The sequence below is a fragment of the Serratia sp. Tan611 genome (assembly GCF_905188235.1).
In the GTDB taxonomy this organism is placed as follows: domain Bacteria; phylum Pseudomonadota; class Gammaproteobacteria; order Enterobacterales; family Enterobacteriaceae; genus Serratia_B; species Serratia_B rhizosphaerae.
The window spans coordinates 2,846,997-2,862,039 of record NZ_LR994655.1 but is presented as its reverse complement, the minus strand read 5'-3'; the positions used below and the strand labels follow the sequence as shown (position 1 = coordinate 2,862,039).

The 15,043-nt window shown below is 57.6% G+C and carries 17 protein-coding genes; 7 read left to right on the top strand and 10 right to left on the bottom strand.

Translation table 11 applies throughout. The annotated features are described in order from the left end of the window. Positions 1-285: 285 nt before the first annotated feature. From ampC to TAN611_RS13535, 3 genes are all read right to left on the bottom strand, one after another. Positions 286-1,419, bottom strand: coding sequence for a class C beta-lactamase (gene ampC / locus TAN611_RS13545; RefSeq protein ID WP_203066567.1), 1,134 nt, complete (start codon positions 1,417-1,419; stop codon positions 286-288). A 161-nt stretch (positions 1,420-1,580) separates the two neighbouring features. Next, entirely contained in the window at positions 1,581-1,901 is a 321-nt protein-coding gene (locus tag TAN611_RS13540) for an AzlD domain-containing protein (RefSeq protein WP_105231461.1), read from the bottom strand. After that, the gene (locus tag TAN611_RS13535) at positions 1,901-2,569 is read right to left on the bottom strand and encodes an AzlC family ABC transporter permease (protein WP_203066566.1); all 669 of its coding nucleotides are present in this window, start codon (positions 2,567-2,569) and stop codon (positions 1,901-1,903) included. Before TAN611_RS13535 ends, TAN611_RS13540 begins: the two co-directional genes overlap by 1 nt. Before the next feature lie 103 nt (positions 2,570-2,672). Between TAN611_RS13535 and TAN611_RS13530 the strand changes: the two genes are divergently transcribed. Continuing rightward, a complete protein-coding gene (locus tag TAN611_RS13530) occupies positions 2,673-3,221 on the top strand; it encodes a helix-turn-helix domain-containing protein (RefSeq protein ID WP_105231459.1) in 549 nt (182 codons plus the stop codon). A 249-nt stretch (positions 3,222-3,470) separates the two neighbouring features. Next, positions 3,471-3,893, top strand: coding sequence for a hypothetical protein (locus TAN611_RS13525; RefSeq protein ID WP_203066565.1), 423 nt, complete (start codon positions 3,471-3,473; stop codon positions 3,891-3,893). Positions 3,894-3,962: 69 nt separating this feature from the next. On the opposite strand, the gene TAN611_RS13520 is transcribed toward TAN611_RS13525, so the two are convergent. From TAN611_RS13520 to TAN611_RS13495, 6 genes are all read right to left on the bottom strand, one after another. Beyond that, positions 3,963-4,802, bottom strand: coding sequence for an alpha/beta fold hydrolase (locus TAN611_RS13520; RefSeq protein WP_105231457.1), 840 nt, complete (start codon positions 4,800-4,802; stop codon positions 3,963-3,965). A 150-nt stretch (positions 4,803-4,952) separates the two neighbouring features. Continuing rightward, positions 4,953-5,528: a hypothetical protein gene (locus TAN611_RS13515; protein ID WP_105231456.1), complete on the bottom strand. Its 576-nt coding sequence runs from the start codon at positions 5,526-5,528 to the stop codon at positions 4,953-4,955. Between the two features lie 455 nt (positions 5,529-5,983). Continuing rightward, complete coding sequence (gene dcuR, locus TAN611_RS13510; RefSeq protein WP_105231455.1) at positions 5,984-6,700, bottom strand: two-component system response regulator DcuR; 717 nt, start codon at positions 6,698-6,700, stop codon at positions 5,984-5,986. 4 nt (positions 6,701-6,704) lie between these two features. Further along, positions 6,705-8,306, bottom strand: coding sequence for a sensor histidine kinase (locus TAN611_RS13505; protein WP_105231454.1), 1,602 nt, complete (start codon positions 8,304-8,306; stop codon positions 6,705-6,707). Positions 8,307-8,433: 127 nt separating this feature from the next. Then, entirely contained in the window at positions 8,434-9,276 is an 843-nt protein-coding gene (locus TAN611_RS13500) for a class I fructose-bisphosphate aldolase (protein WP_111736942.1), read from the bottom strand. A 125-nt stretch (positions 9,277-9,401) separates the two neighbouring features. Then, complete coding sequence (locus TAN611_RS13495) at positions 9,402-9,725, bottom strand: cupin domain-containing protein (protein ID WP_105231452.1); 324 nt, start codon at positions 9,723-9,725, stop codon at positions 9,402-9,404. Between the two features lie 219 nt (positions 9,726-9,944). Here TAN611_RS13495 and TAN611_RS13490 point away from each other — a divergent pair, with 219 nt between their 5' ends. Continuing rightward, positions 9,945-10,499, top strand: a complete 555-nt coding sequence (locus TAN611_RS13490; RefSeq protein WP_145961120.1) for a hypothetical protein — start codon at positions 9,945-9,947, stop codon at positions 10,497-10,499. A 15-nt stretch (positions 10,500-10,514) separates the two neighbouring features. On the opposite strand, the gene TAN611_RS13485 is transcribed toward TAN611_RS13490, so the two are convergent. After that, positions 10,515-11,327 carry a DeoR family transcriptional regulator gene (locus TAN611_RS13485; protein WP_105231450.1) on the bottom strand — a complete coding sequence of 271 codons (813 nt, stop codon included), beginning with the start codon at positions 11,325-11,327 and terminating at the stop codon, positions 10,515-10,517. 250 nt (positions 11,328-11,577) lie between these two features. On the opposite strand from TAN611_RS13485, the gene kbaZ reads away from it, so the two are divergent. The 4 genes from kbaZ to agaE are packed head-to-tail and all read left to right on the top strand — an operon-like array spanning position 11,578 to position 15,027. Beyond that, positions 11,578-12,873 carry a tagatose-bisphosphate aldolase subunit KbaZ gene (gene kbaZ / locus TAN611_RS13480; protein ID WP_105231449.1) on the top strand — a complete coding sequence of 432 codons (1,296 nt, stop codon included), beginning with the start codon at positions 11,578-11,580 and terminating at the stop codon, positions 12,871-12,873. Positions 12,874-12,892: 19 nt separating this feature from the next. Further along, a complete protein-coding gene (agaV, locus tag TAN611_RS13475; RefSeq protein WP_105231448.1) occupies positions 12,893-13,366 on the top strand; it encodes a PTS N-acetylgalactosamine transporter subunit IIB in 474 nt (157 codons plus the stop codon). 10 nt (positions 13,367-13,376) lie between these two features. Next, positions 13,377-14,156 (top strand): PTS N-acetylgalactosamine transporter subunit IIC, encoded by a 780-nt coding sequence (gene agaW / locus TAN611_RS13470; protein WP_111736944.1) that lies wholly within the window; start codon positions 13,377-13,379, stop codon positions 14,154-14,156. Then, a complete protein-coding gene (gene agaE, locus TAN611_RS13465; RefSeq protein ID WP_111736945.1) occupies positions 14,146-15,027 on the top strand; it encodes a PTS N-acetylgalactosamine transporter subunit IID in 882 nt (293 codons plus the stop codon). The genes agaW and agaE overlap by 11 nt, the downstream gene beginning before the upstream one ends. The last annotated feature ends 16 nt before the right edge of the window (positions 15,028-15,043 follow it).

Here is a 15,043-nt window from a genome sequence, read left to right as displayed (position 1 = left end):
ACATTCCCTGAGTGGTTATCTTCGGCCACGGTAGCTGAGATGATTTCCTTGTAATAAGTAAAGGTAGAAACAATGAGGTGATTAACAAGTAGCGCTTAAGTTTGGCGTGTGCGATAGATTTGCCAGGAAATGATTAATGTACCAATTATTCAACGGATAATGATTAATTCCGCCTGTTTTTTTAGACGCTTGTTTCAGACTTTTACGCAAAAAAACTGTCGCATTATGACTCAGCATTACCAGAGGAAAACCGGGGGACGCATGCCCCCCGAAAGGCGATGATGCTCAGCGCGTCAGGCTCTGTACAATCTGGTATACCGCTTTTACACGCTCATCATTAGGGAAGTTTTTATTTGCCAGCATCACAACGGCGGTTTTCTGCGCGGGGATAAATACCGCGTAGGTGGCAAAACCGTTGGTCGAGCCGGTTTTGTTGTACCAGGCCTGCTGCTGAGGAGCCTGCGGCGGGGTTATTGCCTGTGCCGGCACGCCATTCATGATCACTTTCGCATCATTGCCCGCCAGCAGCGTATCCAGCGTGACCGGGTAAGGGTAGCTTTCCCACATCAGGTCCTGCGTGAACTCGCTGGCGTGGTAGTAGCCGCGATGAACGCCATCCAGCGCCTGCCGCCAGTCAGGCGCTACCTTGACTAGCCCCATATTGGCGTTCAGGTAACGGATCAGATCGCTGCTGCTGGATTTCAGGCCGTAAGATTCAGCATCCAGCGGGCCGGGGGTAACGCGCACCGGTTTATCTTCTTTATTGTAGCCCTGAGCATAATCTTTCTGAGCGGCCGGCGGCACATTGACATAGCTGTGCGTCATGCCCAGAGCTGGCAGCAAACGTTGCTCCATCGCGATGGTAAACGGCTGCGCCAGGCTTTTGGCGGTGATCATGCCCAGCAGACCAATTCCCAGATTGGAATATACCCGGTAGCTGCCTATTGGGTGCGAGGGCTGCCACTGGTGGTAATAGTCCATCAGCTGTTGTTCATTGGTGATCTCATCCGGCACAAACAGCGGCAGACCGGAGGTATGGGTCGCCAGGTTCAGCAGGCTGACGCGGTCAAAGGCGCTGCCTTGCAGTTGCGGCAGGTAATGGCTGGCCGGTTGCGCCCAGTCAAGCTTGCCGGCGTGTTGCGCATAGGCGGCCAGCGTGGCGGTAAAGGTTTTGCTCAGCGAGCCGATCTCAAACAGCGTGTTCTGCGTAACCGGCAGCTTGCTCTGTTTGGATGCCACGCCGTAATTGTAGAATTGCGGTTTGCCGTCAACGGAAACGGCGATGGTCATACCCGGCACCGCGTATTTTTCCATTAATGGTTGTACGACTTTATCGATCTCTGCCTTATCGACGGCGTGACCGAACGCCGGCAGTAAAGCCAGGCACAGGGGAAGCAGGGGAAGCGTTTTTTTCAGCATAATAAAGTTAACCGAAGCGATGCATCACATGTCTTGGAAGTGCCGAACTGTCAGTCCGGCACCGATGGTTAATGCGCAATTTATCCCGTTGCGCTGAAATTACATCATAGAACAGTTACGCTTGGTTATTATCATTATTTTGGTTATGCGAATCATTCCGCTCAGGGCAGGCCAAGCCAGCGCAGCAGTGCGGTCACTGCGGCCGCGGCGACCAGCACGATAATTAACGGTACTTTACGCCAGGTGAGCAGTAAGCCGGTCAAGACGCCGACCACCCGCGCCGCGCCGGCGAAATGCTGATCTTCGAACAGCGTGGCGATAACGGCGACCGCCAGCAACAGCGTGGTGGCGGCATCCGCAAGCAGGTCGCGGGTGGTGGTGGAAAAGGCCATTTTTTGGCCGAGCAGGGCGCCGCTCAGGCGCAGCAGGTAGGTGCCGGCGGCCAGGATAATCATGCCGGTAACAATGGAGTGCAGTGACATCAACGCGTCCTCTTTCTGATCAGCAGCCCTAACAGGGCAAACAGCACCGGCATGCCAATGGGCGCCCAGGGTACGGCCGCCAGCGCGAACGTCGTGCCGGAAACGGCGGAGAGCAGGGTGCGGCGGTTTTTCAACGCTGAGACGATCAGCGCCAGCAAAATCGTCGGGAAGACGGCATCCAGACCAATGCTGTGCACGTCCGGGATTAAATTGCCGATCGAACCGCCGACAATCACCCCCAGCGGCCAGCACAGCGCGATACCGAGACCGCACAGCCAGTAAGCCGCCTTGCGCGCTGGCAGCGTCGGTTGCGATACGCCGAACACCACGCTTTCATCGTTCATAATATGGCAGCCGAGAAAGCGCGCCGGGCCGTGGCCGATCAAATCCTTCACCGCCATGCCGAAAGGCATATGGCGCGCGTTGACCAACAGCCCGGCGGTCGCTGCGGCAAATGGGCTGCCGCCGCCGGCGACGATGCCAATAAACAGAAATTCGGATGCGCCGGCCAGCACCAATACTGACAGCGCCAGCGGCACCCACAGCGGGAAGCCGTAACCGGTAGCCAGCGAGCCGTAAGAGACGCCCACGATCCCATCGGCGAGGCAGACCAGCACGATGCCTTTGACCACCTCACTGTTTAGCACGCTCAAGCGGTTGAACTTCATCTCCATGACCTTATAACGAACGAAAGTTTTGTTATAATGAACAACGCTGAAGTGTTTTACAAGTCGAACGATCGTTCGTTATAGGATTAAGGTGCCGTAATTTATGACGCAACCGATAACCATTATTGCCGATGCGCTGGTGCGTGAACGCCAGCGTGCGGGCCTCTCTCTGGCTGAGGTCGCCCGGCGTGCGGGCATCGCTAAATCGACGTTGTCGCAGTTGGAGGCGGCTAACGGCAACCCCAGTCTGGAAACGCTGTGGTCGTTGTGCGTCGCCCTGGATATTCCGTTTGCCAGACTGATGGAACCACAGCAAAACAGCACGCAGGTGATCCGCCGCGGCGAAGGGCCGACGGTGGTGGCGGAAATGGCCGACTACACCGCTGCGCTGTTGGCGACCTGTCCGCCGGGGGCGCGGCGTGATATCTATTTGCTGACGGCCCAGCCCGGCGCCGACCGCATTTCGCAGCCGCACTCGCCCGGTTCGGTGGAACATATCATCATCACTCAAGGCCGGGCGCTGGTCGGGCTGATTGATACGCCGGTCGAGCTGTATGCCGGCGACTATATCTGTTATCCCGGCGATAGGGCGCATATCTTCAAGGCGCTGGAGCCTGATACGCTGGCGGTGCTGGTTTCGGAGCAGAATTGAGTCGATGGCGCCGGTTATCCGCCAGATTAATTAACTATTGTAATTAGCGTAATCACTTTCATTCTCATTTGGCCGTCATTTATAATCCTGCGGCCTGCCGTTTTTATAGCCATTAATAAGAATGCTAATTAACTCTGTCCCAAGCTTTCGGCGCTCAGCGCCGCAGCGGTGGGGCCAGGGGGAGATCTTTACGGCAGGCGTCCCCCTCGGAATGGCATTCGCATAAACAGGGATTTCAGGAGAATGTTGATGAAACGGAGCTTACCGCTACTGACGGCGGTGCTGATGGGCGCGGCGTCTGCGGCCGCAGGCGCGACCTTTGATTTACAATATCACCCGCCGGAAGCGGCCGATCGGAAAGCGGGTAATGCGCAGCAGCCCCTCAAGCCTGTGCCGCGCCACCAAATATGGAATGCGGAAAAACTGGCGCAGGACAATCAGCGGGCGGAGAGTGAAGAGCAGGCTCAGGCACTGGCGGATTACCAGCGCCAGCGGCAACGCGCGCATATTCTGGGGGAGCAGCGGGAGCGGATTCGACGGCACCCGAACAGCACGCGACCGGCGGCCAGAGACTATCTGGTGAACTGTATGCCGCCGGGGGACCGCGGCAGCCTGAAATGGGATGATGAAGGACGCGACCCGAGCCTGTGCGGGCGCATCAGCTGGGACTGAACATTCGCAAAAAAAACAAAAGGCCGGTCGCTGTTGACGTCCGGCCTTTCAGCGTGCGGCGACACGTTTTCAGGATGCCATCGCCTCTTCAACCAACAGAAAACCGTTCATCACGTCGTTGAAATAATCTGCCGCAAAGCGGCTTTCCATATAAATAAAGTGGCCAGCCTGCGGTACGGTAATAAATTCGCAGTTATTGATATAATTACTGAGTTCCTTAATATCTTGCGCTGTAGTGTATTCGTCCTGCTCGCCGTTAATGAACAGTATCGGCGTATCGATTTGTCGGAAGGTATCGATATAATCCGCCTGATTAAACTCGGTAATCTGCGCAACGTGGTAACGAACCTGCTTTTGCGCTGACTCATCAAACTGCCGCAAATGTTCGTAGTTCACCTGCTTTAACAGATTCGGCAGATATTTGCCGACCTCGGTGTTCAGCAGCATAGCCGCTTCATCGCCTTTGCCTTCATCCAGTAGTTTTTTACCCTGGCTGACGTAGTAATTCATCGCGTCGTTAACCTTGGTGGAGAACGAAGCAACGACGGCTTTGCGGATGGAGCGCGGGCGGGAGGAGAGCGCCATCAGTGCTGCCAGTCCGCCCCAGGAGATAGAGAGCAGATAAGACGGTTCATAATGGTTAATCAAACTCTGCAGAATGAAAACCTCATCGCTTTTCGCCAGCGGTTTGGTTAAATCATTGTGCTGACGGGACTGACCAAGGAACGGTAAATCGAAGAGAATGACGTTAACCCGGTTCTTGAAGTTTCGTACGCAGCTGCGAAAAGCCAGCGTGGTTGAAAAAGATCCATTAACGCAGATGACGGAATCCGTGACGCCGGGGTACATATATCGCTCTACATAGACCTGCCAGTCACCGACGCGAACAATTTCTGTTTCTGGTTTCATTTCCCACCCCCATGAATAACAATAAAATGATGCCGGCCCCTCAGAATGGCGCAGCAAACCCTGGCAAATATGTGAAAATTATTGCGTTCCGGTTATTTTGTTTCTGCGGCCAGAACGACCGCAGAGCGATATTATGAATCCGGGTATGGCTTACGCTGCGTGGTGTACGGCAGCGTCTGCGGCGTCAGTCACGCCGTTAACTTCTACAGCAGCAGGAGTAGCAGCAGCGGCAACGTCGCCACCGGTCTGCTCCAGTGCAGAGATCAGCGCGTCGGTTGCGTCAGTCGCACCGGATACGCCGTCGGTGACGTGGTCAACCACACCAGATACGCCGTCGGTGACGTGGTCAACAACTTTGCCGACATCGCCGCCCAGGTCGCTGATTTTATCCAGTACGCCGCCAACAAAATCAGTCACATTGCCGGCCAGGTCGCCTACGGTGCCAGCCACATCACCCACCAGACCCAGCAGAGAGCCTGCTACGCCGGAAAGCAGGCCGCCAACGCTGCCGGCTACGCCGCTAATCACACCCCACAGGCCGCCGCTGCCTGAAGTTACAGCGTCAACGACACCGCCGATAGCGCCGGTAGCGTTGTCAACGGTAGAGTCGACCAGATCGCCTACGGTGCCAGACACGCCGCCAACCAGATCGCCCGCAGTACCGGTAACGGAACCAACCAGGTCGCTTGCGGTGTCAGCGACGTCTTTCACGATATTATCAGCCATAAATCCTCCTAAAAACCTTGCAGGGTTTTGCATTAACAGGGTAAGCATCCAAGCGAGAGTTATTCATCCATTCGCCTATAAAGTTAGAACCAGATCACGCTGATGATCAAAGTTTAATTAAGTATTAAACCCATGTTAAAAAGTTATAAATCGTGTGATTTTTTATAAAATAATTAAATATCAATGGATTGAAATTCTGGTTCGCTCATCGGATAAGTGAAATTTTTAGGAATAATTCTATTCACACAGTTTTATTACTGTTGTTTTATTAATTAATTGTGACGCAAACATTACCGTAGCGATATGTTCTGAATTTGTTAATAAAATTTACGTTTAGCGCTGAACTTTGCCGGCTTTATCCGCTGGCAGTGCAATAAACGCCCGATGCCGGCGACGGGCAGAAGAAGGGGGGAAGCGCGCATGTGTTATGCCGGCGCGCGGGGCGGCGAAGAGGGTCAGCGGCAATACGATTGCAACAGGCCCAGCGCATCAGCGTTGAGCTGATAGAGATACACCGGCCGGCCGGTGGTGCCGTACATAATGCGGGTGCTGAGGATCTCGCTGTCAGCCAGATAAATTAAATATTTACGGCATGAGACCCGTGATATGCCGATGGCGTTGGCCAGGTTGTCGGTGGAAAACTCCTCATCACGCTGCTGTTCAATCCACTCACATACCGTGCGCAGCGTAATGCTGGTTAACCCTTTCGGCAGTTTCTTGTTTTCGCTGCCGTTCGGCTGGCGGCGCAGCAGATTATCCACGTCAGACTGCGCGCAAAATGTACGCTGCGCCAACAGCTGTGACTGCTGCTGATAGTGGCTCAGCGCCTGTTTGAAACGGGTGAACTGAAAGGGCTTGATCAGATAATCCACCACGCCGTAATGCAGCGCTTTTTGCACCGTGTCGACGTCGCTGGCGGAAGAGATGACGATGACGTCAGTTTTCTCCCCCAGTTCGCGCAGCGCCGGCAGCAGGTCTAACCCATTCTCCTGCTTCATATAAATATCCAGCAGCACCAGGTCGATACGGGCGCTGGCGTCGGTGAGCAGGGCATGTGCCTGCGCCAGCGTTGCCACCGTGGCCTGGCAGTGAAAGCCCTTGACCTGGCTCAGGTAATATTTATTGAGTTCCGCCACCATGGGATCGTCATCGACAATCAGTACGTTAATCATGTTTTCAGCTCTTGGCCTGATAGGGAATATGCACATAAAACTGGGTCAGTTCACCCGGTTCAGAGTCAAAATCAATACTGCCGCCCAGCTTTTGCAGGTGGCTGAGAATTAATGCCAGGCCGATGCCGCGTCCTGACCCTTTGGTTGAAAATCCCTGTTCAAAAATGCGCGAGCCGACGATCGGATCGATGCCCGGACCGTCGTCACTGACGGTACAGTGTAAATGATTGCCATTGTGATGGAAGCTCAGGGTAATTTCATGTCCTTCCTCACCGTCGATGGCCTCAATGGCGTTTTCGATTAAATTACCCAGCACGCTGATCAGCACATGGGTGGTTTCCGCCTCTGCCGCTTCCGGCAGCAGGCTGTCCTCATCAATCACCAGATCGATGCCGGCCTCCTGCGCACGGTTGATTTTGGCGATAAAAAAGCCTGCGACTTCAGGCGATTTTATCCGGCGCAGCAGGGTGCCGATCTCTTCCTGATAGGTGCTGGCGGTATTGATCACATAGTTTTCCAACTGCTGATACGCCTTCATATGCAGCATGCCGAGGATCACGTGCAGCTTGTTCATAAACTCATGCGACTGCACCCGCAGCGCATCGGCATATTGCGTCATGCCGCTGAGGCGCTGCAGCAGTTGGCTGACCTCGGTTTTGTCACGAAAGGTCGCAATCGCGCCGACCACCTGTCCCTGAACGATCACCGGCACGGTATTGACCAGCAGTTCACTGCCGTTAAAGGCGATCTGCCGGTCGCGCCGCGGTTTACCGCTGGCCAGTACCTCTGCCAGATGCAATTGCGCCGGCCAGTGTTTGCTGGCGGCGCTGAGCAGCAGGTTTTCAACCGGCCCGCTCTGCCGCAGCAGCCGCTTAGCCTCATCATTGACGATACTGATGCGTGATTGATTATCGACGGCAATCACGCCTTCTTTAATCGATTGCAGCATCGCATTGCGCTGTTCGAACAGGTTGGAAATTTCGTAAGGCTCAAAACCGAGCATAATGCGTTTCAGCGCTTTTACCAGACAGAACGTGCCCAGCGAGCCGACCAGTGCGGCGAAGGCCAGCGTCCAGTAGATGATCCAGCGGCTCTCGTCGATAACCCGCTCGACGGTATCCAGCGCAATGCCCAGCGCTACCACGCCGATCTGCTGGTGGCGGGCGTTATAAACCGGCACAAACACGCGCAGCGCCGGAGCCAGCGCGCCGCGGTTAATGGCGCTGTTTAACTGGCCGCGCAGCGCCGGCGCCAGGTCGTTGCCGATAAAATGATGGCCGATCAGCGCCGGTTTGGGGTGCGAATAGCGGATGCCGTCCATATCCAGCACCACCACGAACAGCAGTTCATTATGCTGACGCACCTGCTCGGCGAAGCGCTGAATAGCGCCGTCCTGCCGCCGGTTCTGCAGCCCGTCGACGATGGTGTCGGACAGCGCCAGCGTTTCGGCGATAGCCATGGCTTTACGCTGCAGCTGGCTTTGTCCTTCATGGTCCATCTGGACAAAAAACAGCGCGTAAACCACCATCAGCACCGAGGCGATAATGGCGGACACCATCAGCGTAACCGAGGTGCTGAGCTTCAGCGGAAGCCTTGGCTGTGACATAAGAATTCTCCGGAGCAGGTTGTGACGCGCTATTCTAACGGGGAAAGGGGACGGGTGCAGTTACCGGCTGCAGATTACCACGGCCGGCAGCGGAGAACGGGAGTTATTTTAGTTACATAACGATGCGCTATGCCTGATGGTAAATCTCCAGCGCCTGCTCGCCGCCGGCGCCCTGGTGGATAATCGCCATCAATGCGCGCACCACCTGCGCCGGGTTATCGTGCTGATAAACGTTGCGGCCATACACCATTCCGCTGGCGCCTTGCGCCATCAGCGCGGCGGACTTGTCCAGCACCGCGCGCAGCTCGCCTTTGCCGCCGCCGCGCACCAGCGTCGGGCAGCGGGCCGCTTCGACGATGCGGTGAAAATCTTCCACCCGTTCGGTCGGGTCGGCCTTGATGATATCGGCGCCCAGTTCGCGCGCCAGCCGCACCAGCGGCACCATTTTCTCCACATCACCGATCGAGCCGTAGGCAGCACCCTGGCCGGCCGGCGCCATCACCAGCGGCTCGATCATCAGCGGCATGGCGTAACGCTCGCAGGCGTGACGCAAACGGCCGATGTTCTCCACGCACTGGCGGAAAATGCCGGGCTCATCCGGGATCATATACAGGTTGACCACCACCGCGGCGGCATCCATTTGCAGGGCGGCGAGGATCGGCTGCTCCGGATTATGCAGCACCGCCCACATTTCACGATGGCGGGCGGCGTTATAGGCATTGCCGACGTCGGTGCGCATTACCAGCGCCGGCTTGTTGCGCTGCGGGGCAGCCTGCAGCAGGTCGGCCTGGCCGTAATTGACCTGAATGGCGTCCGGGCGGGCGTCGATCAGGCTGCTCATCACCCGTTCGATATTCTCCAGGCCGGACAAAAAATCCGGCTCGTTGGCGATACCGTGGTCGATCGCCACATCCAGACATTTACCCTGATTAAACAGCCGGTTCATCCTTGCTTGATTACCGATTTGCATACCCTGTCTCCGCCCGGTTTACCGTCTACACAGTATTGGCGAGGATGCGCCGCGCTGAGCGAACAATCGCTTAAATTGCGCTGCGGCTCGCAATTTTTAACCGGGGAGAACAGGGAGGACGCGGCTCAGGTCAGGAAATCCTCCCGCTGCGGGGTAAAAGTATCCAGCAGGACGCCGGCTTCCAGACAGACGCAGCCGTGCACCACGTGAGGCCGCTTATACAGCGTATCGCCGGCGCTGACCTGATGCGTCTCCTCGCCGATGGTGAATTCAAAACGGCCGGACAACACGTAGGTCAGCTGCTCATGGGGGTGGCTGTGCAACGGCCCCACCGCGCCGGCGAGAAAGTGCACCTCCACGGCCATCATGCCGCCGCCGTGAGCCAGAATACGGCGCGATACGCCATCGCCCAGCGTTTCCAGCCGGGTATCTTGTTTAAATACAAACATCATGCGCTCCTGATAACGGATGAGTCCGCTGAGGATAAATTAAAACGATGTTTTAATTTTTGCAAGGGCTGCGCGCGCCGCTGGCGGAGCATGGAATATTGAACCAGGCAGCAACCGGGGGCGCGTTGGCAGTTGCGCGCGCGGACCCGGCGACAGTATGCTAATCCTGCCCGATTTTACGGGGCGCTCGATTATCGCCAGGAAATAAGGGAATCCGTTATGCAAGTTACACGTCGGTTATTACCACTGATGATGCTTATACCGCTGTCGGCGCCGTTACTGGCGATAGCGCAGCAGGAGCCGCTGCCGAAGAGCCATGCCGCGTCTGCGTCGCAAAGCAAAGCGCCAATCCCCAGCCTGCTGCTTGGCCGGTGGCGCGTGACGAAGACGCTGCCGACACAGGCCGCCGTCTGCTGGGATCGGCAGCAGATCGACAGCGTGCTGAATACGCAGATCAGCTATCAGCCGGACGGTTTTAGCTGGAACAACCAGCAGCGGCGCAGTCTGGGCGTGGTAAGCAGTACGGTTGAGGAGCAGGAGTTTGTTGAGGATAACTCGGATGCCGATTCCGAGACGCCGGCCGTCGATTTCGCCATGCTTGGCATCATTGCGCCAGCGGTGGAGCGGATCGCCATCATGCATACCGCGAAAGACTCAGCCTCCAATACGCCGGATGACGACGAATTCCCCGGCGCGACGGTGCTGATCAAGAACCCGGACACGCTGATCTTCTCAATGTGCAACCAGTACTTTGAGGCCCAGCGTCAGCGCTAAATGCTGACGTTGGCGTCAGACCTTCACCCGCACTACCTCGATCCCGCTTTTTTGCAGCTCGCCGAGGCTGTCTGCGGGAATGCCCTCATCGGTGATAATGGTATCGATACGCTGGGTATCGATGATTTTGTGCAGGCTGGAACGGTTGAACTTGCTGGAGTCGGTCACCACGATGATACGTTCCGCCACTTCGCACATCCGGCGGTTCAGGCGCGCTTCGTCTTCATTGTGGGTGCTGATACCGCGCTCCGGATCGATAGCGTCGACGCCGAGAAACAGCATATCGAAGTGGTAATTCAGCAGCGCCTGCTCCGCCTGGTCGCCGTAAAACGAGAGCGACTGGCGGCGCAGGTGGCCGCCGGTCATTAACAGCTCTACGCCTTCCGCCTCCAGCAACGCGTTGCCGACGTTCATGCCGTTGGTCATCGCGATCACCTCATGGTGGTGACGCATCAGCCGGGCTATTTCGCAGGTGGTGGTGCCGGAGTCGAGTATCACCCGACTGCCGGGCAGGATCATATCGGCCGCGACCTGGGCGATGCCGTGTTTTAACGCCGTATTCAGCGAACTTTTCGCTGCGACACTGGGTTCGGCTGCGGGGAGCGTACCGTCGCAGATTAGCGCGCCGCCGTAGGCGCGCACGGCAATGCCCTGTTTTTCCAGGAATGCCAGATCGTTGCGAATGGTCACCGTTGAGACGCCAAACCAGGCGGAAAGATCGTTAACCTGCACGCTTCCTTGCTGCCGCAACCGCTGGATAATCTGTTCACGCCGTTCGCTGGTGCCGGTGGCGCGCTTGTCGGCGGAAAAGTCGCTGCTGCTGCTCATATGAGCTCCTTTCATTAAATCTTTCGTTTCATTTCGATTCGCCTATTAACCCCTTTCCTTTGACAGAATGCAAGCGTAAAAATGCCGCCTTCAGTGCGCTTCCTCACGTCTGAACTCTTTCATTTGCTTTCTTTTGTGAAACAGATCGGAAAATTAATATCTTTCGTTTTGTTTTTTAAACACCCTGCAGCAGGATAAAAGAAACGAAACGAAATGCATCGCCGCGCGTCAGCCGGAGAGGGGGAGGAAAGTGAAGCAGCTAACCGAGATGGTAAACAGGCACAAACAAGGGCAGACGAACGGCATTTATGCCGTGTGCTCTGCGCATCCGCTGGTGCTGGAGGCGGCATTGCGCTACGCCCGGCAGCGGCAGACGCCTTTACTGATTGAGGCGACGTCCAATCAGGTCGACCAGTTTGGCGGTTATACCGGCATGACGCCGGCGGACTTTCGCGGCTTTGTCTGCCAGCTGGCGCAGAAGCTGGATTTCCCCGCATCGCAGATTATTTTCGGCGGCGACCACCTCGGCCCCAACCGCTGGCAGAGCCAGCCTGCCGAGCAGGCGATGACGCAGGCGGAAACGCTGATCGAAAGCTACGTCGCCGCCGGCTTTAAAAAGATTCACCTGGATTGCAGCATGCCCTGCGCGGATGATCCGCAGCCGCTGAGCGATGCGATCGTCGCCGAACGCGCCGCGCGGCTGGCGCAGGTGGCCGAGCGTACCTGCCGCACGCAGTTTGGCGTTTCCGATCTGGCGTATGTGATCGGCACCGAGGTGCCGGTTCCCGGCGGCGCGCATGAAACCCTGACGACGCTGGCGGTTACCGCCCCGGACGCCGCGCGGGCGACGCTGGCCGCACATCGTCAGGCGTTTGAACGGCAGGGGCTGGGCGACGTCTGGCCGAGGATTATCGCGTTGGTGGTGCAGCCCGGCGTCGAGTTCGACCATACGCAGGTAATTGATTACCAGCCGCAACAGGCCGTGGCGCTCAGCGCCATGGTGGAGTCCTGCGATACGCTGGTGTTTGAAGCGCATTCCACCGATTACCAGACGCCGCAGGCGCTGCGTCAACTGGTGAAAGACCATTTCGCGATACTGAAAGTCGGGCCGGCGCTGACCTTCGCCCTGCGCGAGGCGCTGTTTGCGCTGGCGGCGATCGAGCAGGAACTGCTGCCGGCGAACGCCTGCTCCGGCCTGCGTCAGGTGCTGGAACAGGTGATGCTCAAACGGCCGGAATACTGGCGCAGCCACTATCACGGCGATGAGTCCGCCCGCCGGCTGGCGCGCGGCTACAGCTACTCCGACCGCATACGCTATTACTGGCCGGATGAACAGATTGAGCAGGCATTTACACAGCTGCTGCGCAACCTGACGGACACGCCAATCCCGCAGCCGCTGCTCAGCCAGTATTTACCGCTGCAGTACCCCAAGGTGCGGGCGGGAACGCTGGCTGCCGCGCCGCGTGCGCTGATTATCGACCATATCCAGAACGTTTTGGGCCAGTACCACGCCGCCTGTCAGGGCGAGGCCCTGCGTTCCGCATAACAACAACGAGGAAAACGCTATGCCGAACATTGTATTAAGCCGTATCGACGAACGTTTGATTCATGGTCAGGTGGGCGTTCAGTGGGTCGGGTTCGCCGGTGCGAATCTGGTGCTGGTGGCCAACGACGAGGTGGCTGCGGATCCGGTGCAGCAAAACCTGATGGAGATGGTGTTAGCGGAGGGCATTGCGGTGCGCTTCTGGTCGCTGCAGAAGGTGATCGACAACATTCACCGCGCCGCCGACCGGCAAAAAATCCTGCTGGTCTGCAAGACGCCGGCGGATTTTCTCACGCTGGTGCAGGGCGGGGTGCCCGTGACGCGCATCAACGTGGGCAATATGCATTACGTCGAAGGTAAACGGCAAATCGCCAAAACGGTCTCCGTCGACGCCGGCGATATCGCCGCGTTTCACGGCCTGCAAACCGCCGGGGTTGAGTGCTTTGTGCAGGGCGTACCGACGGAACCCGCGTTGGATCTGTTCAAACAACTGTGAGGGACAGGCAATGGAAATCACTCTGCTGCAGGCCTGCGCGCTGGGCATTCTCGCCTTTATCGCCGGCCTGGATATGTTTGACGGTTTAACCCATATGCACCGCCCGGTGGTGCTTGGTCCGCTGGTGGGGCTGATCCTCGGCGACCTGCATACCGGCATTCTGACCGGCGGCACGCTGGAGCTGGTGTGGATGGGGCTGGCGCCGCTGGCGGGCGCGCAGCCGCCCAATGTGATTATCGGCACCATCGTCGGCACCACCTTTGCCATCACCACCGGGGTAAAACCGGACGTCGCCGTCGGCGTCGCGGTGCCGTTCGCCGTGGCGGTGCAGATGGGAATCACCTTCCTGTTCTCGGTGATGTCCGGCGTGATGTCACGCTGCGACAGGATGGCGGCCAACGCCGATACCAAAGGCATTGAGCGGGTGAACTACCTGGCGATGCTGGCGTTGGGATGCTTCTACTTTCTGTGCGCGTTCCTGCCGATTTACTTTGGCGCGGAACACGCCAAAACCGCGATCGATGTGCTGCCGGCGCGGCTGATTGACGGCCTTGGCGTGGCGGGCGGCATTATGCCGGCCATCGGCTTCGCCGTGCTGCTGAAGATCATGATGAAAAATGTCTATATCCCCTATTTTATCATCGGCTTTGTGGCGGCGGCCTGGCTGAAGCTGCCGGTGCTGGCGATTGCCGCGGCGGCGCTGGCGATGGCGCTGATTGATTTGTACCGCAAAGGCCCTGAGCCCAATGCGCCGGCCCCACAGCAGGAGGAATTCGAAGATGGCATCTAACCCGAGCACGCTGCCGAACAACGTTTCAGACGGAGAGGAGACGCTGTTGACCGGCGCTAATGAGAACCGGTATGAAGACCAGCGCGTCGGCGCGGAGCTGAGCCGCAAGGACATCAACCGCGTCGCCTGGCGCTCCATGCTGCTGCAGGCCTCGTTCAACTACGAACGCATGCAGGCCGCCGGCTGGCTGTACGGTCTGCTGCCGGCGCTGAAAAAAATCCATACCAACCCGCGCGATCTGGCGCGGGCGATGAAAGGACATATGGGGTTCTTTAACACCCACCCGTTTCTGGTGACCTTTGTCATCGGCATTATTCTGGCGATGGAGCGCTCCAAGCAGGACGTGAACAGCATCCAAAGCACCAAAATCGCCGTCGGCGCGCCGCTCGGCGGCATCGGCGACGCCATGTTCTGGCTGACGCTGCTGCCGATTTGCGGCGGTATCGGCGCCAGCCTGGCACTGCAGGGTTCGATCCTCGGCGCGGTGATCTTCCTGCTGTTGTTTAACGTGGTGCACCTGGGGCTGCGCTTTGGGCTGGCTCACTATGCCTATCGCATGGGCGTGGCGGCGATCCCGCTGTTGAAAGCCAATACCCGGCGGGTCGGCCATGCGGCGTCGATCGTCGGCATGACGGTGATTGGCGCGCTGGTGGCGACCTACGTACGTTTGTCGACGACGCTGGAGATCACCGCCGGTGACGCGGTGGTCAAGCTGCAGAGCGACGTGATCGACAAGCTGATGCCGGCCTTCCTGCCGCTGATGTATACCTTGCTGATGTACTACCTGGTGCGGCGCGGCTGGAGTCCGCTGCGGCTAATCGCGATCACCGTGGTGTTGGCGATAGTCGGTAAGTTCGCTCACTTTCTGTAAGCCGGAGGCGTTCACG